Source organism: Neoaquamicrobium microcysteis (genome assembly GCF_008180155.1).
Classification (GTDB): Bacteria; Pseudomonadota; Alphaproteobacteria; order Rhizobiales; family Rhizobiaceae; genus Aerobium; species Aerobium microcysteis.
This window is the reverse complement of the sequence record NZ_VSZS01000066.1, coordinates 55,424-79,288: the sequence shown is the minus strand read 5'-3', so window position 1 is coordinate 79,288 and position 23,865 is coordinate 55,424. Positions and strand designations below refer to the sequence as shown.

27 protein-coding genes and 1 riboswitch are annotated in these 23,865 nt (G+C 64.4%); of the genes, 9 read left to right on the top strand and 18 right to left on the bottom strand.

Annotated elements, in window-relative coordinates:
- Nucleotides 1-11 precede the first annotated feature (11 nt).
- The 3 genes from FY036_RS17520 to FY036_RS17510 all read right to left on the bottom strand — a co-directional run bounded on the left by FY036_RS17520 (nucleotide 12) and on the right by FY036_RS17510 (nucleotide 1,867).
- Nucleotides 12-485 carry an SRPBCC family protein gene (locus tag FY036_RS17520; protein WP_235897706.1) on the bottom strand — a complete coding sequence of 158 codons (474 nt, stop codon included), beginning with the start codon at nucleotides 483-485 and terminating at the stop codon, nucleotides 12-14.
- A complete protein-coding gene (locus tag FY036_RS17515; protein ID WP_148916052.1) occupies nucleotides 433-813 on the bottom strand; it encodes an ArsR/SmtB family transcription factor in 381 nt (126 codons plus the stop codon). The genes FY036_RS17520 and FY036_RS17515 overlap by 53 nt, the downstream gene beginning before the upstream one ends.
- Before the next feature lie 61 nt (nucleotides 814-874).
- Nucleotides 875-1,867 (bottom strand): DUF808 domain-containing protein, encoded by a 993-nt coding sequence (locus tag FY036_RS17510; protein WP_148916051.1) that lies wholly within the window; start codon nucleotides 1,865-1,867, stop codon nucleotides 875-877.
- An 87-nt stretch (nucleotides 1,868-1,954) separates the two neighbouring features.
- Nucleotides 1,955-2,099, top strand: a riboswitch (FMN riboswitch).
- 74 nt (nucleotides 2,100-2,173) lie between these two features.
- Between FY036_RS17510 and FY036_RS17505 the strand changes: the two genes are divergently transcribed.
- Complete coding sequence (locus tag FY036_RS17505; protein WP_148916050.1) at nucleotides 2,174-2,611, top strand: 6,7-dimethyl-8-ribityllumazine synthase; 438 nt, start codon at nucleotides 2,174-2,176, stop codon at nucleotides 2,609-2,611.
- Nucleotides 2,612-2,613: 2 nt separating this feature from the next.
- On the opposite strand, the gene FY036_RS17500 is transcribed toward FY036_RS17505, so the two are convergent.
- Both FY036_RS17500 and FY036_RS17495 read right to left on the bottom strand, forming a co-directional pair.
- Nucleotides 2,614-3,771 carry a GGDEF domain-containing protein gene (locus tag FY036_RS17500; RefSeq protein ID WP_148916049.1) on the bottom strand — a complete coding sequence of 386 codons (1,158 nt, stop codon included), beginning with the start codon at nucleotides 3,769-3,771 and terminating at the stop codon, nucleotides 2,614-2,616.
- Between the two features lie 43 nt (nucleotides 3,772-3,814).
- On the bottom strand, nucleotides 3,815-4,369 hold the full coding sequence (locus FY036_RS17495) for a TetR/AcrR family transcriptional regulator (protein ID WP_148916048.1): 555 nt from the start codon (nucleotides 4,367-4,369) through the stop codon (nucleotides 3,815-3,817).
- 91 nt (nucleotides 4,370-4,460) lie between these two features.
- Here FY036_RS17495 and sugE point away from each other — a divergent pair, with 91 nt between their 5' ends.
- Nucleotides 4,461-4,781 carry a quaternary ammonium compound efflux SMR transporter SugE gene (sugE, locus tag FY036_RS17490; RefSeq protein WP_148916047.1) on the top strand — a complete coding sequence of 107 codons (321 nt, stop codon included), beginning with the start codon at nucleotides 4,461-4,463 and terminating at the stop codon, nucleotides 4,779-4,781.
- 7 nt (nucleotides 4,782-4,788) lie between these two features.
- On the opposite strand, the gene FY036_RS17485 is transcribed toward sugE, so the two are convergent.
- A complete protein-coding gene (locus FY036_RS17485; protein ID WP_148916046.1) occupies nucleotides 4,789-5,415 on the bottom strand; it encodes a hypothetical protein in 627 nt (208 codons plus the stop codon).
- 271 nt (nucleotides 5,416-5,686) lie between these two features.
- Between FY036_RS17485 and carB the strand changes: the two genes are divergently transcribed.
- On the top strand, nucleotides 5,687-9,169 hold the full coding sequence (carB, locus tag FY036_RS17480) for a carbamoyl-phosphate synthase large subunit (RefSeq protein WP_148916045.1): 3,483 nt from the start codon (nucleotides 5,687-5,689) through the stop codon (nucleotides 9,167-9,169).
- A gap of 155 nt (nucleotides 9,170-9,324) precedes the next feature.
- Nucleotides 9,325-9,648 carry a type II toxin-antitoxin system HicB family antitoxin gene (locus tag FY036_RS17470; protein WP_235897705.1) on the top strand — a complete coding sequence of 108 codons (324 nt, stop codon included), beginning with the start codon at nucleotides 9,325-9,327 and terminating at the stop codon, nucleotides 9,646-9,648.
- A gap of 46 nt (nucleotides 9,649-9,694) precedes the next feature.
- Here FY036_RS17470 and FY036_RS17465 read toward each other — a convergent pair whose 3' ends face one another.
- The gene (locus FY036_RS17465) at nucleotides 9,695-9,916 is read right to left on the bottom strand and encodes a hypothetical protein (protein ID WP_148916044.1); all 222 of its coding nucleotides are present in this window, start codon (nucleotides 9,914-9,916) and stop codon (nucleotides 9,695-9,697) included.
- Between the two features lie 303 nt (nucleotides 9,917-10,219).
- On the opposite strand from FY036_RS17465, the gene FY036_RS17460 reads away from it, so the two are divergent.
- A complete protein-coding gene (locus FY036_RS17460) occupies nucleotides 10,220-10,708 on the top strand; it encodes a pyridoxamine 5'-phosphate oxidase family protein (RefSeq protein ID WP_148916043.1) in 489 nt (162 codons plus the stop codon).
- Between the two features lie 12 nt (nucleotides 10,709-10,720).
- On the opposite strand, the gene FY036_RS17455 is transcribed toward FY036_RS17460, so the two are convergent.
- Nucleotides 10,721-11,443, bottom strand: coding sequence for an alpha/beta fold hydrolase (locus FY036_RS17455; RefSeq protein WP_148916042.1), 723 nt, complete (start codon nucleotides 11,441-11,443; stop codon nucleotides 10,721-10,723).
- A 110-nt stretch (nucleotides 11,444-11,553) separates the two neighbouring features.
- Here FY036_RS17455 and FY036_RS17450 point away from each other — a divergent pair, with 110 nt between their 5' ends.
- Entirely contained in the window at nucleotides 11,554-12,477 is a 924-nt protein-coding gene (locus tag FY036_RS17450) for a LysR family transcriptional regulator (RefSeq protein WP_148916041.1), read from the top strand.
- 12 nt (nucleotides 12,478-12,489) lie between these two features.
- Here the strand turns inward: FY036_RS17450 and FY036_RS17445 are convergent, their stop codons facing one another.
- Together FY036_RS17445 and FY036_RS17440 are read right to left on the bottom strand one after the other, a co-directional pair.
- On the bottom strand, nucleotides 12,490-12,993 hold the full coding sequence (locus FY036_RS17445) for a flagellar basal body-associated FliL family protein (RefSeq protein WP_148916040.1): 504 nt from the start codon (nucleotides 12,991-12,993) through the stop codon (nucleotides 12,490-12,492).
- A 46-nt stretch (nucleotides 12,994-13,039) separates the two neighbouring features.
- Nucleotides 13,040-14,044 carry a serine hydrolase domain-containing protein gene (locus FY036_RS17440; protein ID WP_407941192.1) on the bottom strand — a complete coding sequence of 335 codons (1,005 nt, stop codon included), beginning with the start codon at nucleotides 14,042-14,044 and terminating at the stop codon, nucleotides 13,040-13,042.
- A 190-nt stretch (nucleotides 14,045-14,234) separates the two neighbouring features.
- Here FY036_RS17440 and FY036_RS17435 point away from each other — a divergent pair, with 190 nt between their 5' ends.
- Nucleotides 14,235-14,726, top strand: coding sequence for a Gmad2 immunoglobulin-like domain-containing protein (locus FY036_RS17435; RefSeq protein ID WP_148916038.1), 492 nt, complete (start codon nucleotides 14,235-14,237; stop codon nucleotides 14,724-14,726).
- A gap of 18 nt (nucleotides 14,727-14,744) precedes the next feature.
- Here the strand turns inward: FY036_RS17435 and FY036_RS17430 are convergent, their stop codons facing one another.
- Entirely contained in the window at nucleotides 14,745-15,452 is a 708-nt protein-coding gene (locus FY036_RS17430) for a lytic transglycosylase domain-containing protein (protein ID WP_235897704.1), read from the bottom strand.
- A gap of 182 nt (nucleotides 15,453-15,634) precedes the next feature.
- Between FY036_RS17430 and FY036_RS17425 the strand changes: the two genes are divergently transcribed.
- Together FY036_RS17425 and FY036_RS17420 are read left to right on the top strand one after the other, a co-directional pair.
- Complete coding sequence (locus FY036_RS17425; protein WP_148916037.1) at nucleotides 15,635-16,195, top strand: methylated-DNA--[protein]-cysteine S-methyltransferase; 561 nt, start codon at nucleotides 15,635-15,637, stop codon at nucleotides 16,193-16,195.
- A 224-nt stretch (nucleotides 16,196-16,419) separates the two neighbouring features.
- Nucleotides 16,420-16,632, top strand: a complete 213-nt coding sequence (locus tag FY036_RS17420; RefSeq protein ID WP_148916036.1) for a hypothetical protein — start codon at nucleotides 16,420-16,422, stop codon at nucleotides 16,630-16,632.
- A gap of 288 nt (nucleotides 16,633-16,920) precedes the next feature.
- Here FY036_RS17420 and FY036_RS17415 read toward each other — a convergent pair whose 3' ends face one another.
- The 7 genes from FY036_RS17415 to FY036_RS17385 form a co-directional block, all read right to left on the bottom strand.
- Nucleotides 16,921-18,009, bottom strand: a complete 1,089-nt coding sequence (locus FY036_RS17415; RefSeq protein ID WP_148916035.1) for a sn-glycerol-3-phosphate import ATP-binding protein UgpC — start codon at nucleotides 18,007-18,009, stop codon at nucleotides 16,921-16,923.
- Nucleotides 18,010-18,022: 13 nt separating this feature from the next.
- Nucleotides 18,023-18,871: a sn-glycerol-3-phosphate ABC transporter permease UgpE gene (gene ugpE / locus FY036_RS17410; protein ID WP_148916289.1), complete on the bottom strand. Its 849-nt coding sequence runs from the start codon at nucleotides 18,869-18,871 to the stop codon at nucleotides 18,023-18,025.
- Nucleotides 18,872-18,926: 55 nt separating this feature from the next.
- Nucleotides 18,927-19,811: a sn-glycerol-3-phosphate ABC transporter permease UgpA gene (ugpA, locus tag FY036_RS17405; RefSeq protein WP_148916034.1), complete on the bottom strand. Its 885-nt coding sequence runs from the start codon at nucleotides 19,809-19,811 to the stop codon at nucleotides 18,927-18,929.
- Between the two features lie 72 nt (nucleotides 19,812-19,883).
- Nucleotides 19,884-21,194, bottom strand: coding sequence for a sn-glycerol-3-phosphate ABC transporter substrate-binding protein UgpB (gene ugpB, locus FY036_RS17400; RefSeq protein ID WP_148916033.1), 1,311 nt, complete (start codon nucleotides 21,192-21,194; stop codon nucleotides 19,884-19,886).
- A gap of 229 nt (nucleotides 21,195-21,423) precedes the next feature.
- Entirely contained in the window at nucleotides 21,424-22,035 is a 612-nt protein-coding gene (locus FY036_RS17395) for a glutathione S-transferase family protein (RefSeq protein WP_148916032.1), read from the bottom strand.
- 94 nt (nucleotides 22,036-22,129) lie between these two features.
- Nucleotides 22,130-22,963 (bottom strand): EAL domain-containing protein, encoded by an 834-nt coding sequence (locus FY036_RS17390; RefSeq protein WP_161601161.1) that lies wholly within the window; start codon nucleotides 22,961-22,963, stop codon nucleotides 22,130-22,132.
- 2 nt (nucleotides 22,964-22,965) lie between these two features.
- A complete protein-coding gene (locus FY036_RS17385; RefSeq protein ID WP_148916030.1) occupies nucleotides 22,966-23,850 on the bottom strand; it encodes an EAL domain-containing protein in 885 nt (294 codons plus the stop codon).
- Nucleotides 23,851-23,865: the final 15 nt, after the last annotated feature.

Below are 23,865 nucleotides of genomic sequence, written 5' to 3'. Positions count from 1 at the left end.
GTCGCCTCCCGTCAGCCGAGCGTTTCTTCCAGGCATTGGAGGATCAGCGTCCAGCCTTGCGTATGGCCGTCACGCGCCTGCTCGCTCCTGAACTTCACCTGTCTGAGCATTACGTCGGTGACGCCCGGTTCCGGCTCGGCGAAGTCAATGCTGACGACGCTGTCGTCGAGCGAATGCGGCGACTCCCACGTGAAGGACAGGTGCGAGTGCGGATCGATCGCCAGATAGGTGCCGGCATGGGGCACGTCTTTCTCAGGCGTTCTCATCAGTATCGAGAAACGCCCGCCCCTGACCGGATCGTTCTCGACCGTCGAAGGCCCGACCCGCGTGGTGGAGGGCTGCATGAACTTCGCCATCAGGTCGGGCGAAAGCCATGCGTTGAAGACGGTTTCACGCGGTGCCGGTATCCGGCGGCTCACTTTCAGTTCCAGTTCATGCAGTTCCATTGCGGGCAGTCCCGCTTCGCGCATTTCCTGTTGGGGCATTGTCGTCATCCTTCGCGACCAGCAACTCTTCCAGCGCCTCGAGGCGCAGTTCCCAGATGGACTTCAAGTCGCCGAACCATGCCTCGGTCACCTTCAGTGGCTCGAGTTCAGCCGCGATGAAATGCTCGCGGCCCACGGTGCGGCGGGTGACCAGCCCTGCCTCCTCCAGCACCTTGATGTGCTTGGAGACGGAGTTCAGGGACATGTCGAAATGGGCGGCCAGGGCCGTCACCCTCAAGGCACCTTCCTGCACCAGCAGCGTCAGGATCCGCCGCCGCGTGGTGTCGCCGGCTGCCTTCAATATGCGTGAGAGCGTTTCGTCGTCCATTCATTCACCCTTATGGTTGAATATATTGCCCAACCCAATTAGTCAACCATTTGGGTGATTATTATTTTCGTGCGGCCGCCAACACCGGCGCGACAAGGCGGTTCACCAGCAAAACCAGCACGGTACCCAGGGCGAGCCCGAATACGCCGTCCAGCGCCGCCGTTACAATCCAGCGTATCGCCTCTTCGCCCGCGCCTGCGATATGGGCGGCGCGCTCCGCCACGCCTTCGATGAGGTGACTGACCGCGCCGAAGCCGAACGCCTCCAGCCCGTGCAGCACGATGGAACCGCCGACCCACAGCATCGCCGCAGTGCCGATGGTCGAGATGGCGGTCATCACGCCAGGCATGCCCTTGACGATGCCGCGCCCCAGCGCGCGGGTCGTGCGCAGACGTCCCGCCTGCGCCATCACCAGCCCTGCGTCATCCGCCTTCACCAATATTGCGACGGCGCCGTACACCAGAACGGTGATGCCGATGGCCACAAGGGCGAGTACGATGCCGCGCGCCAGCAGCCCTTCTGCCTCGATGGCGGCCAGCGCGATGGTCATGATTTCCGCCGAGAGCACGAAATCGGTCTTGATCGCGCCTGCCACGCGCGCCTCTTCGAGCGTGGCGGCGTCGAGCGTCTGCGGCTCTTCCTCAAGATCGTCGCCGGCGGCAAACAGGTGGAGAACCTTTTCGGCACCCTCGTAGCAGAGATAGGCGCCGCCGATCATCAGCAGCGGCGTCATCAGCCACGGGGCCAGCCAGTCCAGCAGCAACGCGACGGGAAGCAGCAGCACCAGCTTGTTGAAGATGGAACCGCGCGCGATTTTCCAGACAATGGGAAGCTCGCGCGCTGCGGGCAGGTTGTGGACGTATTTCGGCGTCACCGCCGTGTCGTCGATGACCACGCCGGCCGCCTTTGCGCCGGCCTTGGCCGTGTCGTCCAGCACGGAAGCGGCAACTTTGGTGCCTACCTTGGCAGCCTGCCCCGCTATGTCGTCCACATTCGCCGCAGCCAGCTTGGCCAGCGCGGCAACATCGTCGAGAAGCGCAAGCAAACCGCTCATGACGTGCCCTCATGCGATGAGTCGTGGGCGGATCATAAGTGTGTCTCGGCGAGGCTTGCCAGCCGCCATGCGGAAATTCTAGCATTGCCCCGTTCTCAGGGCGGGGCGAAATTCCCCACCGGCGGTATGCAGCGCAAGTTGCGAGCCCGCGAGCGCCTTCCTTGCGGAAGGGTCAGCAGATCAGGTGCGATGCCTGAGCCGACGGTCAGAGTCCGGATGGAAGAGAACGGGCGGCGCGGATGCCTTCGGGCGTCCGTCCTGCGCGTGATCGCCTTGGGTGACGTGTCACAGCCAAAGGAGATCACGATGACACCCGCCCGCTACGCCTTCGTCAAAGCCAACTGGCATTCGGATATCGTCGACCGGGCGCTCGACGGTTTCCTCGAACTCATCCCGGACGATCGGGTCGACGTGTTCGACGTTCCCGGCGCTTTCGAGATGCCGCTTCTGGCGCGCGACCTGGCCGCATCCGGCCGCTACGCCGCGGTTGCCGCCGCAGCCCTTGTGGTGGATGGCGGCATCTACCGGCACGATTTCGTGGCACAGGCGGTCGTGGACGGCCTTATGCGGGCAGGCCTCGACACCGGCGTGCCGGTTCTATCCGTCTCGCTGACGCCTCACCATTTTCAGGAGACCGAATATCACAAGGCGATCTTCCGGTCCCACTTCGTGCATAAGGGCAGGGAAGCGGCAAAGGCCGCGTTGATGATCGGCGGAGCGCGCGCGCAAATGGCGGCGGCGTAGCGTCAGGCGACCACCCGCGCCGCATCGTCACTGCCGCCATGGCAGACGCGGTTGCGGCCGGTGCGCTTGGCTTCGTAGAGCGCGGCGTCGGCCTCCTGCATGAGATCGGCGATCGGCTTGTCGCGTTTCGTGCCGCGCCATGCCAGGCCGATGCTGATGGTGACGCCGCGCCGAAGCTGCGCCTTCCTGCGCCCCTCCAGAGCCTCGATGGAGGCGCGCAGCTGTTCTGCAAGCAGTTCGGCGTCCTTGAGCGACCGGTCGGCCAGCACGACGACGAACTCCTCGCCGCCCTGACGGGCGACGAGGTCGCGCCCGGCGATCACGCCGCCTTCCAGCGTGCGGGCTATCAGCTTCAGGCAGGTGTCGCCTTCGGCGTGGCCGAAGCTGTCATTGTAGCTCTTGAAGTGATCCACATCGACGACCAGAAGCGCGCACCGGCCGCCGACCTCGCGCAAGAAACTCATCAACTGGCGACGGTTGGCGACGCCCGTCAGCGGGTCGGTGTTGCTTTGGGCAAACAGCTCCGCATTGGCGACTTCGAGTGCCGCGCCGCGCTCCTCCAGCCTGGCGACGAGGCGGCTGTTTTCTTCCGAAAGCGCCAGAGCCAGAGCAAGCTGCGAGCCGACCCCCTGCCCGATCACCGACATGACGGCGCAAAGCATGAGCGCAGCGGCGGCAAGCACGATCCCGTAATCCATCCCGCTCACCGCGAGGCCGCAGGCCACGAACACCAGCGCCGGTATCTGGAAGAGGTTGTAGGCGGGCACGTAGACGGCTGCCGGAAAGGTCACCGTGATGGCTCCCATCAGCAGGCAGCATGCCACGATAGCCTGCTCGACGCTGCCGTGAGCCAGCATGAAAGCCGAGCCCAGTCCCCAGAACGTGCCCGACAGGAGATAAATGCCGCGCGCCAGCCGCGACCATGCAAGCGGGCTCCAACGGTCGCGGTAACCCGCATGGCGCACCGCAGCGCTGGCGACGTGGGTTATCGCGACGGCGCAGACGGCGAAGAAGAAGATGGCCAGCGGCATTTCCAGACCCGGCCGCCAATAGACGCAGAGCGCGATGAAGGCTCCGACGATGCTCAACAGGGACGCGGGCGCACCCTTGTAAAGCGCCTCGATCTGCAAGCCCAGAATGTCGCTCTTGCTATCCGCCACGGTGGCCCCCTTACCGCTGGAGGCAAAGTATAGGCGCGCTGTGCTAAGATTTGCTTTCCGTACCGACAGGGCGCGCGATCTGGCCTTCGATATCGGCAAACAGCGCGTTCCACTCCGCTTCGCTGAAATCGACCAGCCCGAGCCCGCGCAGCAGAAATGCGCCTTCGGCGGCAAACAGGGCCACGCGCGAGCGCCCGTCGCCGCCGAGCCGGGCCAGAAGCTCGCGATAATAGTCGCGCAGCAGCCCCGCATGTTCCGGCGTTTCGGCGAGCGTCGCCATGAGGCTTGCCGCGCGTGCGGCCAGTGCGTGACTCTCGTGTCGGGTGGCGGCAAGGTGGGCACGCATCCCGGCAGACGTGCCCTCGCCGGCCTGCGCGCGATGCGCCGCCACCTCGGCCGCGAAACGATCGAGGTCGCGGCGCGTCATCGCGGCAACCAGCTCCTGCTTTGAGGCGAAGCAGTAGAGCACGCCGCCCTTGCTGACGCCGGCGCGTTTGGCGATTTCGTCGAATGTCAGCCGCCCGGCGCCCTGCTCGGCCACGATCGCTTCGGCCACATCGAGCAGGGCGTCCCTGTCGATCGTTCTTTTCCTGCCCATGCGCCTAGCCTCTTTTCAAACCGTCTGGTCGGATATATATAGCATCCGGTGAGCCGCACGTCATGCGGCTTTTCGTTGAAGGAAACGTATCATGGCATGGGTCTTCCTGGGCATTGCCGGCCTGTTCGAGGTCGTCTGGGCAACGTCGATGAAATATTCCGAAGGCTTCACCCGCGTGGGCCCGACGGCCGTGACCGTGGCCGCCATGGCCGTCAGCTTCCTGTTCCTGTCGATGTCCCTGAAGGCGCTGCCGCTGGGCACAGCCTACGCTATCTGGACCGGCATCGGGGCTGCCGGCGCCTTCGTGGTCGGCGTCCTGTTCATGGGGGAAGCGGCAACCGCCGGACGCATCGTGTCTATCGCACTGCTGGTCGCGGGCATCGTCGGGCTCAAGCTCTCGTCCGGGCACTGACCGGGGCTCAGTCGCGGGGACGCGCCCACTCTTCCGTTCCCGTACCCGCCGTCACGCGGTGCACCGCACGGCGCATCGCGACGGCCACGCCGGCCTCGTCGAGGTTCTGGATCGCATAGTATTTCATCGTGAAGAAGGTGAAGCCGGCGACCTCGTCCCAGCCGTCGGGCGCGATGCCGATGGGGGCATGAAGCGTGGAGGCCGTCTCGCCATTCTCGAAGTGCCGACCCTTAACTCGCGCGGAGGCGTAGATGGTGGTGATCGCACGGCCTTCGCCATCCACCAGCGCTGCGGCGGCCGCGATGGTATCGCCGTCGGCAAGCTCGTCGCCGGAGAACGCGAACTCCATCACCGCCCGGTCGTCCTCGTCGAACACCACCACAGCGCGCCCCTGCTCCGGGCTGCGGAAATAGCGCCAGCGGAAGGTCAGCCCCTCGCCCGCCCAGGCCGGACCGCCGAGCTGGCGGAAGCCGGGCGGCAGCAGGTCGAGCGGCACGTGGTCGCCCGAGGCGGTTTCGATGACCACTACATAGCGGCCATGCCCAGCCTCGTCGGGAACCAGCATGAAGGCGGCGGCCTGCTGCGGCGCGAGAAGCGCGGCAAACATAACGGCAAGGCACGGCAATCTTCGCATCGAAGCAGCGTCCTTTCACGATCCGAGTGTTCCAGACGGACAAGGCCGAAACAAGCCTTCGCCCCGCGCGCTTCGCGCCGTACGCCAGCACGCGGACCGGAGCGCGCCGAACGCCGGAGGTCTTTCCGCTGGATTGCCCCATTTCCGGGGTTCCCTCCCCCCTCTCCATACCCTATAAGGCCCGCCTAGCCTGACAGATTCCACCCCTTGCGCACCGGCCGGGCCGTTCCCTGTCGGGGTTCTGCGCAAGCGCCTGCCGAACGGACATCCCATGCCAAAACGCACCGACATAAAGTCGATCCTCATCATCGGCGCCGGCCCCATCGTCATCGGCCAGGCATGCGAGTTCGACTATTCGGGAACGCAGGCATGCAAGGCGTTGAAGGCCGAGGGCTACCGCATCATCCTCGTCAACTCCAACCCGGCCACGATCATGACCGACCCGGAGCTGGCCGACGCGACCTACATCGAGCCGATCACGCCGGAAGTCGTTGCCAAGATCATCGCCAAGGAGCGCCCGGACGCGCTGCTGCCGACCATGGGCGGCCAGACCGCGCTGAACACCGCTTTGTCGCTGCGCCGCATGGGCGTGCTGGACCGCTACAATGTCGAGATGATCGGCGCCAACGCCGAGGCTATCGACATGGCCGAGGACCGCTCGCTGTTCCGTGAGGCGATGGCGCGGATCGGGCTGGAAACGCCGCGCTCGATGCTGGCCAACGCATCCGACGTCAAGGACGCCGACCGCAAGCAGCACGAGGCGCGCCGCGCGGAGGTGAAGGCGTCGAACCCTGAAAACCTCGACGCCGCGCTCGACGCGCTGGAGACCGAGTGGAACCTCGGCGAAGGCGACCGCAAGCAGCGCTACATCGCGCACGCCATGGGCGTGGCAGCACAGGCGCTGGACCATGTCGGCCTGCCCGCCATCATCCGCCCTTCCTTCACCATGGGCGGCACCGGCGGTGGCATCGCCTACAACCGCGCCGAGTTCTTCGACATCATCAATTCCGGCCTCGACGCCTCCCCCACCACGGAGGTGCTTATCGAAGAGTCGGTGCTGGGCTGGAAGGAGTACGAGATGGAGGTGGTCCGCGACAAAGCGGACAACTGCATCATCATCTGCTCCATCGAGAACCTCGACCCGATGGGCGTCCACACCGGCGACTCGATCACGGTCGCGCCAGCGCTTACGCTGACGGACAAGGAATACCAGATGATGCGCAACGCCTCGATCGCGGTGCTGCGCGAGATCGGCGTTGAGACCGGCGGCTCGAACGTGCAGTTCGCCGTCAACCCCGCCGACGGCCGCCTCGTCGTCATCGAGATGAACCCGCGCGTCTCGCGTTCGTCGGCGCTGGCCTCCAAGGCCACCGGCTTCCCGATCGCCAAGGTGGCGGCACGGCTCGCGGTGGGCTACACGCTGGACGAGCTCGACAACGACATCACGGGCGGCGCGACGCCCGCCTCGTTCGAGCCTTCCATCGACTACGTCGTCACCAAGATCCCGCGCTTCGCGTTCGAGAAATTCCCCGGTGCGGAGCCGACGCTGACCACAGCGATGAAGTCGGTCGGCGAGGTGATGGCCATCGGGCGCACCTTCCAGGAATCGCTGCAGAAGGCGCTGCGCGGGCTGGAGACGGGGCTGACCGGGCTGGACGAGATCGAGATCCCCGGCCTGAACCAGGGCGACGACAAGAACGCCATCCGCGCCGCGCTCGGCACGCCGACGCCCGACCGGCTGCGCATGGTGGCGCAGGCGATCCGCACCGGCACGTCGCTGGAAGACGTGCACGCCATGTGCAAGATAGACCCGTGGTTCCTCGAGCAGATCGACGGCATCATCCAGATGGAAGCCCGCATCCGCGAGCATGGCCTGCCAGAGGATGCCGACAACCTGCGCATGCTGAAGGCGATGGGCTTCTCCGACGCCCGCCTCGCGTCCCTCGTGAAGAAGGACGCCGAAGAGATTCAAAAGATTCGCCAAACGCTCGACGTACACCCGGTCTACAAGCGCATCGACACCTGCGCGGCCGAGTTCGCCTCGCCCACGGCCTACATGTACTCCACCTACGAGGTGCCGTTCGCGGGCACGCTGGCCGACGAGGCCAAGGTGTCCGACAAGAAGAAGGTCGTCATCCTGGGCGGCGGCCCGAACCGCATCGGCCAGGGCATCGAGTTCGACTATTGCTGCTGCCATGCCTGCTTCGCGCTGTCGGATGCCGGGTACGAGACCATCATGGTCAACTGCAACCCGGAGACGGTCTCGACCGACTACGACACCTCCGACCGCCTCTACTTCGAGCCGCTGACGGACGAGGACGTGCTGGAAATCCTGCGCGCCGAACAGAAGGCCGGCACGCTGCACGGCGTGATCGTGCAGTTCGGCGGCCAGACACCGCTGAAGCTGGCCGAAGCGCTGGAACAGGCAGGCATCCCCATCCTCGGCACCGCGCCCGACATGATCGACCTTGCAGAGGACCGCGACCGTTTCCAGAAGCTCCTGAAGAAGCTGAACCTGAAGCAGCCGAAGAACGGCATCGCGTTTTCGGTCGAGCAGGCGCGCACAGTGGCCTCCGAGCTCGGCTTCCCGCTGGTGGTGCGCCCCTCCTACGTGCTGGGCGGGCGCGCCATGCAGATCATCTTCGAGGAAGGCCAGCTCCAGACCTACCTGCTCGACACCGTGCCCGGCCTCGTGCCGGAGGACATCAAGCAGAAATACCCGAACGACAAGACCGGCCAGATCAACACGCTGCTGGGCAAGAACCCGCTGCTGTTCGACACCTACCTGTCGGAAGCCATCGAGGTGGATGTCGATGCGCTGTGCGACGGGGACAACGTCTATGTCTCCGGCATCATGGAGCACATCGAGGAAGCCGGCATCCATTCAGGCGACAGCGCCTGCTCGCTGCCGGTGCACTCGCTCGGCAAGGACGTGGTGGACGAACTGGAGCGGCAGACGGCGGCGCTTGCCAAGGGGCTCAATGTCGGCGGCCTGATGAACGTGCAATTCGCCATCAAGAACGGCGAAATCTTCGTGCTGGAGGTCAACCCCCGCGCATCGCGCACCGTGCCCTTCGTCGCCAAGACGGTCGGCCGCCCGATCGCCAAGATCGCGGCCCGCATCATGGCCGGCGAAAAGCTCGACGGCGCGTTCGGCCACTATGGCAGCAAGCCGGACCTGTCGCAGCTCAAGCATGTCGCGGTGAAGGAAGCCGTCTTCCCGTTCGCCCGCTTCCCCGGCGTCGACACGCTGCTGGGGCCGGAGATGAAGTCGACCGGCGAGGTGATGGGCCTCGACACAGACTTCGCGCTGGCCTTCGCCAAGAGCCAGCTCGGAGCGGGTGTAGACCTGCCGCGCTCGGGCACGCTGTTTGTCTCGGTGCGCGACGGCGACAAGGTGAAAATCCTGCCTTCGGTGAAGCGCCTCGCCGATCTCGGCTTCCGCGTGCTCGCCACCGGCGGTACCCAGCGTTTCCTTGCCGAGAACGGGGTTGCGGCCGAGAAGATCAACAAGGTGCTGGAAGGCCGCCCCCATATCGAGGACGCCATCCGCAACCGGCAGGTCCAGCTCGTGTTCAACACTACCGACAGCCAGAAGGCCGTGTCGGACTCCAAGTCGCTACGCCGCGCGACCCTGATGCAAAAGGTGCCCTATTACACGACGATGGCCGGCGCTGCGGCCGCGGCCGAGGCGATCGCGGCCCTGAAGGCGGGGAGCCTGGAAGTGCGGCCGCTGCAGGGGTATTTCGGGTAGAATGATGCTGAGACATAGTCGCGATATCATCAGGCAATTGCAGCAGGATGGTTTCGCGCTTGTCTCGGTGCGCGGCTCACACACCACGAATACCGCCATCCTGACGGTCGTCTCGTGATCATCATGCATCCGCGCAAGATTTACCGGCATGCACCGTGCGCTCGATCTACGCACAAGCCGGCTGGCAAAGGATTGAGATGGCGACCCACTACATCGCACTGATCCACAAGGAAGAGGGAAGCGGCTACGGCGTATCGTTTCCCGACGTGCCGGGAGTGACAACGGTTGCCGACACGCTTGACGACGCAATTCATGAAGCTGGCATAGCGTTGGCATTCGCCTTCGAGGATTGGCAGGGACCGCTCCCCTCGCCCCGCAGTCTCGACGCGTTGCGCACTGACCCGGGTTTTCGCGAATGGTCAGCCGATGCCGTCGTAGCAACAGTCGCGCCGACACAAGGCATGGCTGACGCGGCTTAGGTCGTGAATTCATAAACCGAGCAAAATAGGGGAGTGGTTGTCTACTCTAGGATGTGACGCGTTCGATCACGCCGCTTCCTTCTACATAGTGGATCATGCCGGCTTCGACGGTCATGATCATAACGCCAGATAACAGAGTGCCCCCACCGAGCATTGCGATTGTAGGACTGTCCCAGTCTACGTAGCCTTCTGCAAACTCGCGGCTATCGAAATCGCAGACGACCAAGCCTCTTATCCCATCGGCGACCACCTCATCGCCAACTTTCATTGTCTCTCCTGTTGCGTATTGCATCTGCCACCGTCGTGGGTTCGTCTCTAGCGACTGGCATAGTGTCCGCCTTCATCGCGCTCGCGCAAGCCTCCGGGTTTTATTCAGCAGTTTGTGATTCCTGCCTGCATGAGGCGATTTCACTTGACCGACTTTGAGTAGCATCGCGGTGTTCGAGCTTCGGCCGAAGGTGATCTCCGTGCTCGATTATAGCAAGGGCTTCGCCCACCCCTTTGACCCACGTCAACGCCTCGCCTTGCTCCGCGTCCTACCCTGCTGCCGTTTCCACGACAGGAGGCTTTGATGGATGCAGATCTTCACGCCACGATCCTGAAGCTGCTCGACGAGCACCGCATTCTCACGCTCGCCACGCTGCGCCCCGACGGCTGGCCGCAGGCCACGACGGTGGGCTATGTCAGCAAGGGGCTGACGCTGTGGTTCATGACCGGCAAGGATACCCAGAAGGCGAAGAACCTCGCACGCGACAACCGCGTCTCGTTGACGATCGATCACGACACCACCGACCCGATGGCGATTGCGGGCCTGTCGATGGCGGCGCGCGCCTTTCCGGTCAGCGACGAGGCGACGATCCGCACAATCCTCATGGATGAGCTGCCGAAGAAGTATCCGGAATATGGGCCGATGATGACCGGGCTAGACGTTTCCGGCGTCGCGGTGTTCGAGCTTCGGCCCGAGGTGATCTCGGTGCTCGATTATACCAAGGGCTTCGCCCACACCGACGAGGTGCGCGTGGGCGAAGCCGACAGGGCGATGGTGGAAGCCGCGCAGTAGGAGTTCCGGCGGTCAATCGCGGCCGGCGGTGGCGATGCGCTCGGCCGCGAGCGCGGGGTTGCTGAAGCCGACGCCGTGGCTGCCTGACCCCTGCACGAGGCGGAACAGGCCGAGCTTTGCCGACAGCCGCGGATGCCAGGGCATGTTGGACGGCATGCCGGTATCCTCGGTGAAATTGATGTAGGATTTGGGCATCTCGAACGCCGCCGGTGGGCGCGACAGACTGATCTTGTCGGTGAAGGTCCGGTAGGGCTGCGGCACGAGCCTGTCGTAGGCGGCCTTCGACTCCTCCTCGCTCATGTCGTTGGTGAGCGCTTCGCGCCAGATGGGAAAGGGCATCATGACGGTCCCGTCGGCCTCCGACATCTGGTCGAACATCGCGGTGAAATAGTCGGGCACGAGATCGTTGAGCGCCTCGCCGTCATTGGGCACGAAGGCGTTCCAGTAGACCAGGCGGCGGATCGTGCCGGGCCGCACGCGATCGGCCACGCCGGTGATGACCATGCCGCCGTAGCTGTGCCCGACAAGCACGATGTCGAACAGACTTTCGGCCTCGATATAGGCGACGATCGAGCCGATGGCGTCTTCCAGCGAGGTGCGCTTCGGGTCGCCGGGCGCGTTGCCGCGGATGGTGGGTGTGTGGACCGTGTGCCCCTCCTCCTCGAGATGGGCGGCGACCGGCCGCATCAGGTCTCCATGGTGCCAGGCACCGTGAACGATCACGTAGGTAGCCATCTGCATTCCTCCTTGCTCGACAATGCGTCCTCGACCAACAGGCCACGGATAGATTACGCTGGGGCGGTTTCTACCGGTAATTGAATGATCGTATCGGCTGGATTGACCCGATGAATTTCGCCTCGCTCGATCTCAACCTCCTGCGCGTGTTCGACGCGCTGATGCAGGAGCGCAGCGTGACCAAGGCGGGCGAGCGCGTCGGCCTCAGCCAGCCTGCCGTGAGTTCGGCGCTCAACCGGCTGCGCCACCTCGTCGGAGACCAGCTCTTCGTCCGCGAAGGCAACATGATGGTGCCTACCCCGCGCGCGCTTTCGCTGGCCGAGACGGTGAGGGACGCGATGGTGCGCATCGACCAGGCGCTGACGGAACAGGCTGTGTTCGATCCGGCGCGGTCGGGCCGCACCTTTCGGCTGCTGGGGTCGGACTATTTCTCGACGCTGCTGATGCCGCAACTCTCGGTACGCGTTCTTGCCGCGGCGCCGAACGTGCTGCTGCAGTTTCTCGACGGGGGCCCACGCGCTATGCCGCACGTTCTGACAGAAGGCTCCATCGACCTGACCCTGTCACCGCCGGTGGATATCCCCGAATGGGCGGCGTTCCAATTCCTGTTCAAGTCGCGGCTGGTGGCGGTCGCCAAGGCGGGTCACGACGCGCTGGCGCAGGCGGGCGTCGCGCCCGGCGAGACGATGCCGCTCGACCTGTTCTGCGCCCTGCCGCAGGCGATCTGCTCGACCGATGGCGGGCTGTCGACCGGGCTGGACTCCGCCCTCGGCGCGATAGGCCGCCGCCGGCGCGTGGTGCTGACGCTCCCGCACTTTCAGGCCATCGCGCTCGCCATCGCGCAGGGTCACGTGATCGGCTCGCTCCCGGTGCAGTTCGCACACCGGGTGCGCGACCGGCTCAAGCTGGATATTTTCGAGCTGCCGGTGGGATTTGCCGACATGGACATGGGCATGTACTGGCACCGCCGCTACGACCGCGACAGCGCGCATATGTGGCTGCGCGAGCAGGTGGAGGTTGTGCTGGGAGAGTAGCCGCGCCTGCGGTCAGTGTCCGCCGGACTTCTTGTCAGCCGACGCGCGGGCTTCCAGGACGGCGGCCGCCTTGGCATTGGCGCTGCGGATCTCGGAAAGGAAGCGCGGACATGTCATGTCGTTCAACGCCGCGGTGCGGCGTGCCGCAGCCTCCCACGAAAGTGCCGCCAGCATGCCGTCGGCGCGCGCTTCTTCCTGGCTGAGCGCCTTGAGCTGGTCGATCCTGATGCGGCCGCACCTGTGCTCGATGATCCGGGCGAGACCGTGCGAGTGGGTGAAGGAGGATTCGGCCGCGATCTCCGTCGGCACCGCGGAAACGGCGATGGGGTCGGGCTTGCCCGCATGGTCCCCAACGGCATGATGCGCGGCGGTTGCATAGAAGGTCCAGCCGCCATAACCGGCGCCGGCAAGCACGAGCGGCACGAGGGCGAACAGTGCAAGCTTGAGCTTGGAACGCTTGGCTTGCGGCTTTTCGGCCCCGCCGGCTGCGGGTTTGGACTCGGGCTTTTTGGTCATGCGCACATTGAAGCACAAAGCCCTTAATTAGCAGTAAGCGGTTAGCTCAAATCTGCGCAATGATCCCGGCAAGCAACGCGTTGAGGTCGTCCCGGTGGCCGTTGCGCGCCGAGCGCTGGTTCTCGTCGGACGTCATGGCGACGGTGAGGCTCAACTCCGGCACGATGTAGAGCATCTGCCCGCCATGCCCCCAGGCGAAGCGCACCTCCTGCCCGCCGATGCCGTGCAGGAACCAGCCATAGCCGTAGCGGTAGCCGTTGAAGGGCGAACGCGTGCGCGGCTGCCACGACTGCTCGATCCAGTCGGCAGGCACGATGCGCGTGCCTTCGGCCGTGCGTCCGCCATTGCGATAAAGTTCGCCGAACGCGATCAGCGAATGCGTGCTCATCGCCATCTGGTTGCCGCCCAGATAGATGCCCTGCGGGTCACGCTCCCACCCGCCGATGGCAAACCCGTCGAGCGGGTCGAACCATTCGCGCGCGAGGTCCAGCATGGTGCGGCCGCTGACGCGGGTGAGGATGGCCGAAAGCAGATGCGTGGAGCCGGTCGAATAGAGCATGCGTCCGCCGGGATCGTCCTCGAACGGCATGGCGAGCGCGGCGCGCACCCAGTTCCGGCTGGCAACCCAGCGCCCGTAGTTCGGCCCCGACGTACGGCCCAGCCCGGCCTGCATCGACAGAAGGTTGCCGATGGTGACGTCATCGAGGCGCGGGTCGGCATCGGCCGGCAGGTCGGCACGCAAGAGAGGCGCGATCTTCTGGTCCGCGCTCTCCAGCAGGCCTTTGCCGATGGCGATGCCCACCATGGCCGACACCACCGACTTGGAAGCCGACTTGATGTTGGTGGGCCGTGAAGGCGAATTGCCGCCATAGCCGCGCTCGGCCACCACGCGCCCATTGCGCGCGATGACCACGGCCTTCAGAGGCTCGAGCCCCTCCGCGCGGTCGAGCAACGGGGCGACGCGCTCGGCCAGGATTTCGTTTTCCGTCGCGCGCGCGACGGTGGCGAAACCGGCGAGAAGCGGAAGGGCGAGGATGCTGCGGCGATTCATCTGGATCATGGAAACGCAGCTAGACGCGATCTGCGGCGAAATCACCGCGACACGTCGCGATTCACGGCAAAGTGACCGGCCACCTGCGGTTGCTCGAGGCGGAACGTCAGCCCTCCCCTTTTCCATCAGTTTCGCCTAATATTGAGAGGGGAAAGACGGGCAGGGCGAACGCGAGAGAGGGATCATCGCCATGCCCAATTTCATCCAGCAGCCGAAGCCCTTCGACCTCGTCGGCGACCCGGTGCTGATCGCAGGGATCGGCCAGGGCTTCGAGGCCACGTTGAACTGGCGCGTGCACGAGGGCCACGACGAGCGCACCGGCTTCTTCAATGTGGGCGGCGGCACGGGCGAGCACGGCCAGTTTCAGGTGCAGGCGGCGATCGGCAACGCCGCATTCCAGCTCGACCGCCTGTTCGTCGAGGTCTTTGAGGAAAGTGCGCAGGACGGCTCGGAGATCAACAAGGTGATCGTGCCGGTGATATACGGGCCGCGCATCGTGCCGAACTATATAGGCTTTCGCCGCCATGTGGTGCGGGCCGGAGATACGCTGTCGAAGATCGCGCAGGAGCATTACGGCAGTTCGGCGCAGGTCCAGCGCATCGTGCGCGCCAACCCGCTGCTGATATCCGATCCGAACCTGATCTTTCCGGGTCAGGAGCTGAAAGTGCCGATAGGGGCGTGACTGGCCGGAAGAACGGCCTCAGGAAGAGCCGGGCATGCGGCTGCGCGCGGGGCGGAGCCCCGTTGCTTCCAGCAGGCCCTTGCGCTTGGCGTCGTAATAATAGCCGCGCGAATAGAAGCGCACCGCGAGATCGTGGTTGCCGCCGGCCACCAGATAGGCGCCGCGCAGATACTTGCCGGCATACATCAGGTTGGTCTCGGCATCGAGCAGCCCCTCGGGCGAGCCCTTGAAGCCCATTGTGCGCGCGGTCTGCGGCAGGATCTGCATCAGCCCCCAATAAGGGCCGTTGCGGGCGGCGGGATTGAAGGTGCTTTCGCGATTGACCACCCGGCGCAGAAGCTCGACGGGAATTTCATGGTGCGCAGCATAGCGGGCTATGAGCGCGTCGAGCTCCGGGCTCCGGGCTGCAATCTTGCGGGGCTGGATAGCGGCGGTGGCAGGGTTGTCGGGCGTCGGGCCGGCGAATGCGGACGGCGTGAAGCTTGCCGCCTCGGCTGCAACCTCAACGGCCGACGCATCAGCAGCAACCTCGGCGACCTCGCGCTGAAGAGTTTCCGGCACGGCGGCTACTTCGTCGGGCAAGGCCGGATCGTCGGCCTCGACGGTCGACTGTTCAAGCTGGGCGCGAAGCTGGGGATCATTGGCCAGATCGGCCGTCGTGCAAGCAGACAGCAGGCTGGTGGCAAGCAGTGCGCAAAGCGCGATGTCGGAACGCAATCGAGGCAAATGCGCGCTCTTTCTTCGTCGATCTCGTGCTCTCCACCCGCCCGAGCCATACAACAGCGACACGCACGCCGCAAGCCGGCATGCCCCAAGGTGACAGCGGACGTGTCAGCATAGGCGAAGTTCCCTATTTGTTCGTTCATACGGACGTGATAGATTGAACCCGAGTCGATGGGAGAAGCCCCTTGTCCGGCCATCTTGTTTTCGAAACCGCGCTCGGCTTCGTAGCCATCGCATGGAGCGATGCTGGGTTGAGCCGGCTTGCGCTGCCGGAGAAGACCCACGAGGCCGCCGAACGGCATATCGTGAAATGGGCGGCCAGCGGCACTGTGGGGCCGGCGGGACGGGACGTGCCGTCTTTCGTGACCGACGCCGTCGCGCTCATCCGCCGCTATGCGCAGGGCGAGACCGTCGATTTTTCCGCGTTGCCGCTCGATCTTGCCGGCGTGGACCCTTTCCGACGTGCCATCTACGCCGCGGCGCTGAAGCTGGCGCAGGGTGAGATCACCACCTATGGCGAGCTCTGCGACAGGGCAGGCTTCCCGAAGATGGCGCGCGAGACGGGCCAGGCACTGGGACGCAACCCGCTGCCGCTGGTGGTGCCGTGCCATCGCATTCTTGCGGCCGGCGGGAAGATCGGCGGCTTTTCCGCCCCCGGCGGCTCTGCCACCAAGGAGCGGCTGCTGGCGCATGAAGGGGTAGACCTCGCCCCGCCGGCGCCTGCCCAAGCGTCTTTCACCTTCTGACCTGCGAAATCTTCTTGTGTGAACCTTGCGCGAAGCTTGCGCCTCCGTGACTTCTTCTTGTGCAATCGGGCCGAACTGCCATAATCAGGGCATCCGATTCGCAATCTCAAGTCCGAACGGATCGTTTCTCCCAGTATTCGTCCTGTGCTTCCGAGTTCCCCCAAGGTTCCCGGTACGTGCGCCGTGCGTCACAACGACAAGAACAGAACGACAGGGATATGATCATGCTTCTTCCATCCGATGACGGTGCGAAGCGCCGCCTGACGGAACGCGCCGAGCTTACCGTCGCAGCCGAATTTCTCATGGCCCGCGGCTTCGCCCGCGACGAAATCGCCGTGCAGCTCTCCCGCTTCTACTATGTGGATATCGACGCGCTGAACGACGTGGTGGACACGATCGGCCGCAGCGCGCCGACAACCTGGAAATACGTTTCGTAAGCGCAGCAAGGCTCCGCCCTTGAACTGCCGGACGGCGATACCCACATGCGCCTCAGCCCGACGGATCGCATCGAGAGATGCTTGATCGACCGTCAGCGACGGATGGCGGAAAGGCCGGTCGGGCTCTTCGGCAATCATGGCTGGCGCTCGCGCAGGACCGACCCGGGTCGGTTTTGTGCTGGCAAGTCACGGATGTACTGGCGGCCAGCCTCGCAAGCAGGCCGGCCGGATTGCCCGATGCGATGGCGGGACGATTTCATGCGTCCCGCCTGATCGCTTTAACTTTTCTCAGATGCGCTTGCCGGTTCCGGCATCGAACAGATGCGCAGCACCGGCATCGATCGCCAGCGGCAGGACATCATCCTCGCTGATGCGCACGCTGCCCGGCAGCCGGGCGATGAGTTCCCCTCCCCGCGCGTCGCCAGCGACAGGCCTGCCATGCGCCAGCGTATCGGCGCCCAGCGTTTCCACCGCGGTCACCTTCATCTCGATGTCGGCATTCTTGCTGTCGGAAACCAGCGTGAGATGCTCGGGCCGCACGCCGAGCAGCACCTGCCGACCCGCCTCGGGCGCCGCGAGGTCGCGCGGCTTGATCGCGCCGCCCGAAGCAAGCGTCAGACCTTTGCCTTGCTCCGCGCCGTGCGCAGCCAGAAGGTTCATCGCCGGCGAGCCGATGAAGCCCGCAACGAAGATGCTGGCCGGCTTCTCGTAGATCGCCATCGGGGTATCGATCTGCTCCGCAATGCCGCCATTCATCACCACGAGCGTGTCGGCGAGCGTCATCGCCTCGACCTGATCGTGGGTCACGTAGACGCTCGTGACGCCCAGCGCGCGCTGGAGGTTCTTGATCTCGATGCGCATCTGGCCGCGCAGCTTGGCGTCCAGATTCGACAGCGGCTCGTCGAACAGGAACGCCTTGGGGCTGCGCACGATGGCGCGGCCCATGGCGACGCGCTGGCGCTGGCCGCCCGAAAGCTCGCGCGGCCTGCGCTCCAGCAATTCGGCAAGGCCCAGCGTGGCTGCCGCCTCGCGCACCCGCCGGTCGATCTCGTCCTTGGCCATGCCGCGATTGCGCAGGCCGTAGGCCATGTTGTCGTAGACCTTCATATGCGGGTAGAGCGCGTAGTTCTGAAACACCATCGCGATGTCGCGCTCGGCCGGACCGCGCGTGTTGACCACCTCGCCGCCGATGGAAACCGTGCCCGACGTGATCTCCTCCAGCCCCGCGATCATGCGCAGCAGTGTGGACTTGCCGCAGCCGGACGGGCCGACCAGCACGCACATGGCGCCATCCGGAATGTCGATGGACACGCCCTTCACGGCCTCCACACGGCCGCCATAGGTCTTTCTTACGTCTTTGAGTTCGACTGTCGCCATAAGCGTGAACTTCTCACTTCTCGGTTTCTACCAGACCCTTCACGAACCAGCGCTGCATGAACAGCACCACCATGATCGGGGGCAGGATCGCCAGGATGGAGGTCACCATCACGAGGTGCCATTGGGTGTCGGCGTCGGCAAAGGAGATCATCTTCCTCAGCGCGATGACGATGGTGTTCATGTCGTTGCGGTTTGTGACCAGCAGCGGCCAGAGGTACTGCGTCCATCCGTAGATGAACATGATGACGAAAAGCGCTGCGATGTTCGTCTTCGACAGGGGCAGGAGGATGTCCTTGAAGAAGCGCCACGGCCCGGCGCCATCGACACGCGCAGCCTCCACCAGCTCGCCGGGGATCGTGAGGAAGAACTGCCGGAACAGCAGCGTCGCCGTCGCCGACGCCATCAGCGGCAGGATGAGGCCGGTATAGGTGTCGATGAGCCCGAGATCGACCATGACCTTGTAGGTCGGCAGGATGCGCACCTCGACCGGCAGCATCAGGGTGATGAAGATGACCCAGAAGAAGAACATACGCCCCGGAAACCGGAAGAACACGATAGCGAAGGCCGACAGCACCGAAATGATGATCTTGCCGACCGCGATGCCGAGCGCCATCACCGTGGTGTTAAACAGCAGCAAATCGACGCTGACGCCGCCGATGCGGCCCACGCCGCCGAACAGCGCCTGATAGTAATTGTCGAAGAAGCGGTCGCCCGGCAGCAAGGGCAGCGGCGGGCGCAGGATCGTCTGCAGCGAATGGGTCGAGGCCACGAAGGTGTAATAGATCGGAAAGGCGACGACGATGACGCCGAGGATCAGGATTGCGTGGGCGATGTAGCGCGAGGTACGGCTGATGCCGAGCATCGCGCCTTCCTCGCGCCGGCCGAGGACTGCGGCGGTGGACTGGGGTGCGGTCGTATCAGCCATAGTGCACCTTCTTTTCCACGTAGCGGAACTGAATGGCCGTGAGCGCGATCACGATGACCATGAGGATCACCGACTGCGCCGCCGAGTCGCCCAGGATCAGGTTCACGAAGCCGTCGTGATAGACCTTGTAGACCAGCGTCTCGGTTGCCTTGCCCGGCCCGCCGCCGGTGACGGCATGGATGATGCCGAAGGTGTCGAAGAATGCGTAGGTCGTGTTGATGACCAGCAGGAAGAACGTGATCGGCGCCAGAAGCGGAAACACGATCGTCCAGAAACGCTTGGTTTCGCCCGCACCGTCGATGGCGGCAGCTTCGATCAGCGTCTTGGGAATGGCCTGCAGGCCGGCGACGAAGAACAGGAAATTGTAGGAAATCTGCTTCCACGCGGCGGCCACGATGACCAGCAGCATCGCCTGGTCGCCCTTGAGCAGCGGATCCCACGCATAGCCCGACGAGCGCAGCATGAACGCGAACGTGCCCATGGTCGGGTTAAACATGAACAGCCACACCATGCCCGCAATGGCCGGGGCGACCGCGTAGGGCCAGATCAGCATGGTGCGGTAGAAACCCTTGCCCTTGATGATCTTGTCGGCCATCACCGCCAAAAGCAGAGCCACCGCCATCGCCAGGAAGGCCACGGCCACAGAGAACACGGCGGTGTTCTGCACCGCGTTGAGATAGTTCGGGTCGTTGAGCACGCGCCGGAAATTCGCCAGCCCTACGAAGGTGCTGCGCAGGCCGAACGGGTCCTCCCGCAGGACGGACTGGTAGAGCGCCTGGCTGGCCGGCCAGTAGAAGAATATGCCCACGATCACCAGCTGCGGCAGCAGCAGCGCGTATGGCAGTATCTTGTTTGGGAAGGTGACGCGCGGGGACAAGTGGCCTCCTCGACTGTGCAAGAACCGCCCGCGCGGCTGGCGCGCGGGCGGTCGAGTTGAAGGCGCGGCGGCTTAGTTGCCGATTGCCTGCTGAATGGCAGCGTTGGAACGCTCGACGGCGTTGTTGAGAGCCGTCTGTGCGTCCTGATCGCCGGCCAGCATCTTTTCGAACTCTTCGTTCTGGATGTCGCGGACCTGCGGCAGGTTGACGAGTCGCACGCCGCGCGAGTTCTCGGTCGGCGCCTTGCCCATCATCTGAGTGATCGGGATTTCGCGGCCCGGGTTCTCATCGTAGAAGCCGGAAGCCTTGGTGGCTTCATATGCTTCCATCGTCACCGGCAGGTAGCCCGAAACCTGATGCAGGCGCTCCTGGATTTCGGTCTGCGAGAGGAAGTTGAAGAACGTCGCGACGCCCTTGTATTCCTCGTCCGTGTGACCCTCGAACACCCAGAGGCTGGCGCCGCCGGGGATGGTGTTCTGCGGTGCGCCTTCGGCCTCCGGGTAGTAGGGAAGCTGGCCGAGGCCATAGTTCATGCCCGAATTGATCACGTCGCCGAGGCCGCCGGACGATTCGGTGAAGATGGAGCATTCGCCCGACAGGAAGAGCTGCTTGGCTTCCGACGTACGGCCGCCGTAGCGGAACGTGTCGTCCTTGGCCAGATCGGCGATGTTCTGGAAATGCGTGACGAACAGGCCTTCGTTGATCTTGAGCTCGACATCGGTCGAGGCCAGGCCGTTCTCGTTGGTGCCGTACTGGAGGTTGTTCCATGCGGCGAAGTTCTCAAGGCCAATCCAGGTCAGCCAAGTGGAGGTGAGACCGCATGGCGCCGCACCCGATTCCTTGATCTTTCTGGCCGCATCGAACACTTCCGGCCACGTCTTGGGCGGGTTCTCGGTGTCGAGACCGGCCTTCTCGAAGTGATCCTTGTTGTAATAGAGGATCGGCGAGGAAGAGTTGTAGGGGAACGACAGCATCGTGCCGTCGGGCTTGGAGTAATAGGCGACGATGCCCGGCAGGTACTCGTCCTTGTTGAAGTCGCGGCCGCCCAGCGGCAGCACGTCGGCGACCGGACGAATGGCACCTTCGGCGGCCATCATGACACCGGTGCCGACGTCGAAGACCTGGATGATGTGCGGCGACTGGCGGGCGCGGAAGGCGGCGATGCCGGCGTTCAGCGTCTCGGGATAGGTTCCCTTGAAGACGGGGACGACCTTGTATTCGCTCTGGCTCTCGTTGAATTCCTTGGAGAGCGTCTCGACGACTTCGTTGTTCGCGCCGGTCATCGCATGCCACCACGAGATCTCGGTGACCGCGAATGCGGCAGATGTGGACAAAATGGTGATTGTCGCGGCGAGGCCTGCCGCAAAGCCTTGGGTCTTCATGTTGCACTCCCGTTATTCGTTGGCGAAAGACCCGGCCCGTTGCGCCGCAAAAAGGCTGCGCCACTGGCTGGCCGGTTCCGCAATCGGGAGTATTGACGCTATGTGACGGCTCGGCAACAGTTTTGTTTCATTTTCGTGAAACTTCGCAACGAATGTTCCACAGCATTCCGATGGCAAAACGAAAATCATATGAAAATCAACGCCGCGGCTTTGAAACGTGCTGCTCGCCTTATGGCAGCCAGTCGAGCGAGACATGGCCGTCGTCGGCGCGCACCCGATCGAGCCACTTCGAAACGTGCGGGAATCTCCCCATCTCGTAGCCGGCAAAGGACGCGTCCTGCGTGTAGGCAAACAACGCGATGTCCGCCACGCTGATCGCAGAGCCCGCCATGAAGGGCGTCCTGCCAAGCTGCCGCTCCATCACGTCCAGCGCCCTGTGCCCCCCTTCCAGAAGCTGAGCCATGCGCTCGGGCGTCGCCTGGCTCGCGCGCTCGGGATACTTCTTGAGGGCGCGGCGCACGGCGATGAACGGCTCGTGGCTATATTGCTCGAAGAACAACCACTGATAAACCAGCGCGCGCTCGTAGGCGTCCTCCGGCACGAACCGGGTGCCTTCTGCCAGATAAAGGAGAATCGCGTTCGATTCCGCCAGCAGCGATCCATCTTCCATCTCGAGAAGCGGCACTTTGCCGTTGGGGTTCTTGGCGAGGAAGCCCGGCTCGCGCGTCGCACCCGTGATGGAGTTGACCTCGACATGGCGGAACGGCCGGCCGAGCTTTGCCATCAGCAGGCGCGGCTTGTAGCAGTTGCCGCTGTCGTGCATTCCATAAAGCGTGAGCATTGGCGTCCCCTTTTCCAGTTCGGATTTTCGTACCGGGAAAGGAGCGATCGCTCCAATGACAAGTTTTGGACCTGCCTTCAACGCGGCTGATGGGTCACGCGCGGCCGAACAGCGGCCCGAACAACGGTATGACGTTGGCCTCGTCGGAGAAGATATCTGGAAGGTCGATCGTGGCGGTATCGATGGCCGTGCCGGCCAGAAGCGGGCTTGAAAGAAGAAACCCCTGAAAGAGATCTACCCCCGCCTCCAGCGCAGCGGCAAGCTGGTGGCGCGTCTCTATGCCTTCGACGAGCACCTGCGCGCCCTGTGCCCTGAACCCGCCGACGAGGTCCGGCAGGAGCCTGCGGGCGCTTTCGCTTTCAGCCACGCGGCGGAACCATGACCCATCGATCCGGGCGATATCGGGCTCTAGCGAGCGGATCGCACCCACCGGAGGTTGCTCCTCGACCAGACCGCCGATGGCGACGCGCGCGCCGAGCGCCTTGAGCGTGCGCGCGACCACGCTGAGTGTGCCGGGAGCGAACGCGGACGGATTGCGGAAGGTGCAGATCAGTCGCGACGCCGGCACCTCCGCGCGGACGAGGAACAACGGGAGATCATCTGCGAAGCCGGCCCCGATGCCCACCGCCAGCACGTGATCGAGGCCCTCGACATCGATGTGACGGTGGTTCGCAAGGTGCAGCGCCACGGCGTAACGCTCCACGAGCGCGCGTTCGGCCGCCTTGAGCGACGCAAGGAAAGGGCGCGGCGCAATCGGCATGCCCTTGTCGAATGGACGCAGGAACCCCTCCGCCGCCACCGCGCGCAGCGTGTCACCGTCGCGCCGGTAGATGAGCTGGAAGGCGCTGCGCAGCACCAGATTGCCGTGGCGCGCGGTTTCGATGCCGATCTCGTCGGCGGATATCCCCCGGTCCAGCTGCTCGAGCATCGTCATGACGCCACGCGGCGACCGAAGGCTTTTGCCGAACTGCCGCCGACGCGGCGCTGTCGCACGTGCGCATCCGTCGCGGCGGGCCCCTGCGGGTCCGGGTGCAGGACGGCGAAGCTCGTCGGGGCCAGCTCGGGCCTGGCCAGCGCGAAGCCCTGCACCATGTGTGCGCCAGCAGCCTCGGCAACCTCGATCTGCCAGCCTTCCTCGATGCCCTCGAAAACGACGGTGATGCCGCGCGCCGAAAACTCACCCACCATCAGCGCCAGAAGCGCCACCCCCTGCCGGGTTTCCATGAGCCGCGCGATCCAGCGGCCGTCGAATTTGACGATGTCCGGCTTGAGCGCGGAAATCCGCTCCATGTCGGATTGCTGCGCGCCGTAATCGTCTACCGCGATGCGAAACCCGTCGTCGCGGAGCGCCGCGACAAATCCCTCAAGCGCCTGCTGGGAGGTCGAGCGTTGCTCCGTCACCTCGCAGACCACGTCGCGGGCGTCGATGCCTGCTTCATGCATCGTCAGCCGCATGTCGCGCAGCGCATTGGCGATGATTTCCCTATCCGAGAACACGGACGGGTCGAAATTGATGAAGAGCTTCTTTGCCGGATCGAGATGCGCTCCGGCGTTGAGAATATGCAGCGTGCGCGCCAGGGTTTCTACATGCAGCCTTTCTGCCGCCGAAAGGGAGGCGAAGAACGCAGGCGGCGACATCACCTCGCCGTCGCGGAAAGGCCGCAGCAATCCTTCGAAGGCCGCCATCACGAGCTTGCCGCGATCGAAGGAGAAGATAGGCTGGAACGCGGACTTCAGTGTAAACGGCCCCCACGCACCGGTCGCGATGCGATGCTCGTCGATGTCGACATGCGCAAGGGCGATGCTGCGCGCCAAGCAGTTTCCTCCACG

Bases quoted from the DNA above. Each gene is read 5' to 3' on its own strand.
- FY036_RS17520 (WP_235897706.1), bottom strand. From the start codon at position 485: ATGCCCCAACAGGAAATGCGCGAAGCGGGACTGCCCGCAATGGAACTG.
- FY036_RS17515 (WP_148916052.1), bottom strand. From the start codon at position 813: ATGGACGACGAAACGCTCTCACGCATATTGAAGGCAGCCGGCGACACC.
- FY036_RS17510 (WP_148916051.1), bottom strand. From the start codon at position 1,867: ATGAGCGGTTTGCTTGCGCTTCTCGACGATGTTGCCGCGCTGGCCAAG.
- FY036_RS17505 (WP_148916050.1), top strand. From the start codon at position 2,174: ATGACACCCGCCCGCTACGCCTTCGTCAAAGCCAACTGGCATTCGGAT.
- FY036_RS17495 (WP_148916048.1), bottom strand. From the start codon at position 4,369: ATGGGCAGGAAAAGAACGATCGACAGGGACGCCCTGCTCGATGTGGCC.
- sugE (WP_148916047.1), top strand. From the start codon at position 4,461: ATGGCATGGGTCTTCCTGGGCATTGCCGGCCTGTTCGAGGTCGTCTGG.
- FY036_RS17485 (WP_148916046.1), bottom strand. From the start codon at position 5,415: ATGCGAAGATTGCCGTGCCTTGCCGTTATGTTTGCCGCGCTTCTCGCG.
- carB (WP_148916045.1), top strand. From the start codon at position 5,687: ATGCCAAAACGCACCGACATAAAGTCGATCCTCATCATCGGCGCCGGC.
- FY036_RS17465 (WP_148916044.1), bottom strand. From the start codon at position 9,916: ATGAAAGTTGGCGATGAGGTGGTCGCCGATGGGATAAGAGGCTTGGTC.
- FY036_RS17460 (WP_148916043.1), top strand. From the start codon at position 10,220: ATGGATGCAGATCTTCACGCCACGATCCTGAAGCTGCTCGACGAGCAC.
- FY036_RS17455 (WP_148916042.1), bottom strand. From the start codon at position 11,443: ATGGCTACCTACGTGATCGTTCACGGTGCCTGGCACCATGGAGACCTG.
- FY036_RS17450 (WP_148916041.1), top strand. From the start codon at position 11,554: ATGAATTTCGCCTCGCTCGATCTCAACCTCCTGCGCGTGTTCGACGCG.
- FY036_RS17445 (WP_148916040.1), bottom strand. From the start codon at position 12,993: ATGACCAAAAAGCCCGAGTCCAAACCCGCAGCCGGCGGGGCCGAAAAG.
- FY036_RS17440 (WP_407941192.1), bottom strand. From the start codon at position 14,044: ATGAATCGCCGCAGCATCCTCGCCCTTCCGCTTCTCGCCGGTTTCGCC.
- FY036_RS17435 (WP_148916038.1), top strand. From the start codon at position 14,235: ATGCCCAATTTCATCCAGCAGCCGAAGCCCTTCGACCTCGTCGGCGAC.
- FY036_RS17420 (WP_148916036.1), top strand. From the start codon at position 16,420: ATGCTTCTTCCATCCGATGACGGTGCGAAGCGCCGCCTGACGGAACGC.
- FY036_RS17415 (WP_148916035.1), bottom strand. From the start codon at position 18,009: ATGGCGACAGTCGAACTCAAAGACGTAAGAAAGACCTATGGCGGCCGT.
- ugpE (WP_148916289.1), bottom strand. From the start codon at position 18,871: ATGCTCGGCATCAGCCGTACCTCGCGCTACATCGCCCACGCAATCCTG.
- ugpB (WP_148916033.1), bottom strand. From the start codon at position 21,194: ATGAAGACCCAAGGCTTTGCGGCAGGCCTCGCCGCGACAATCACCATT.
- FY036_RS17395 (WP_148916032.1), bottom strand. From the start codon at position 22,035: ATGCTCACGCTTTATGGAATGCACGACAGCGGCAACTGCTACAAGCCG.
- FY036_RS17390 (WP_161601161.1), bottom strand. From the start codon at position 22,963: ATGCTCGAGCAGCTGGACCGGGGGATATCCGCCGACGAGATCGGCATC.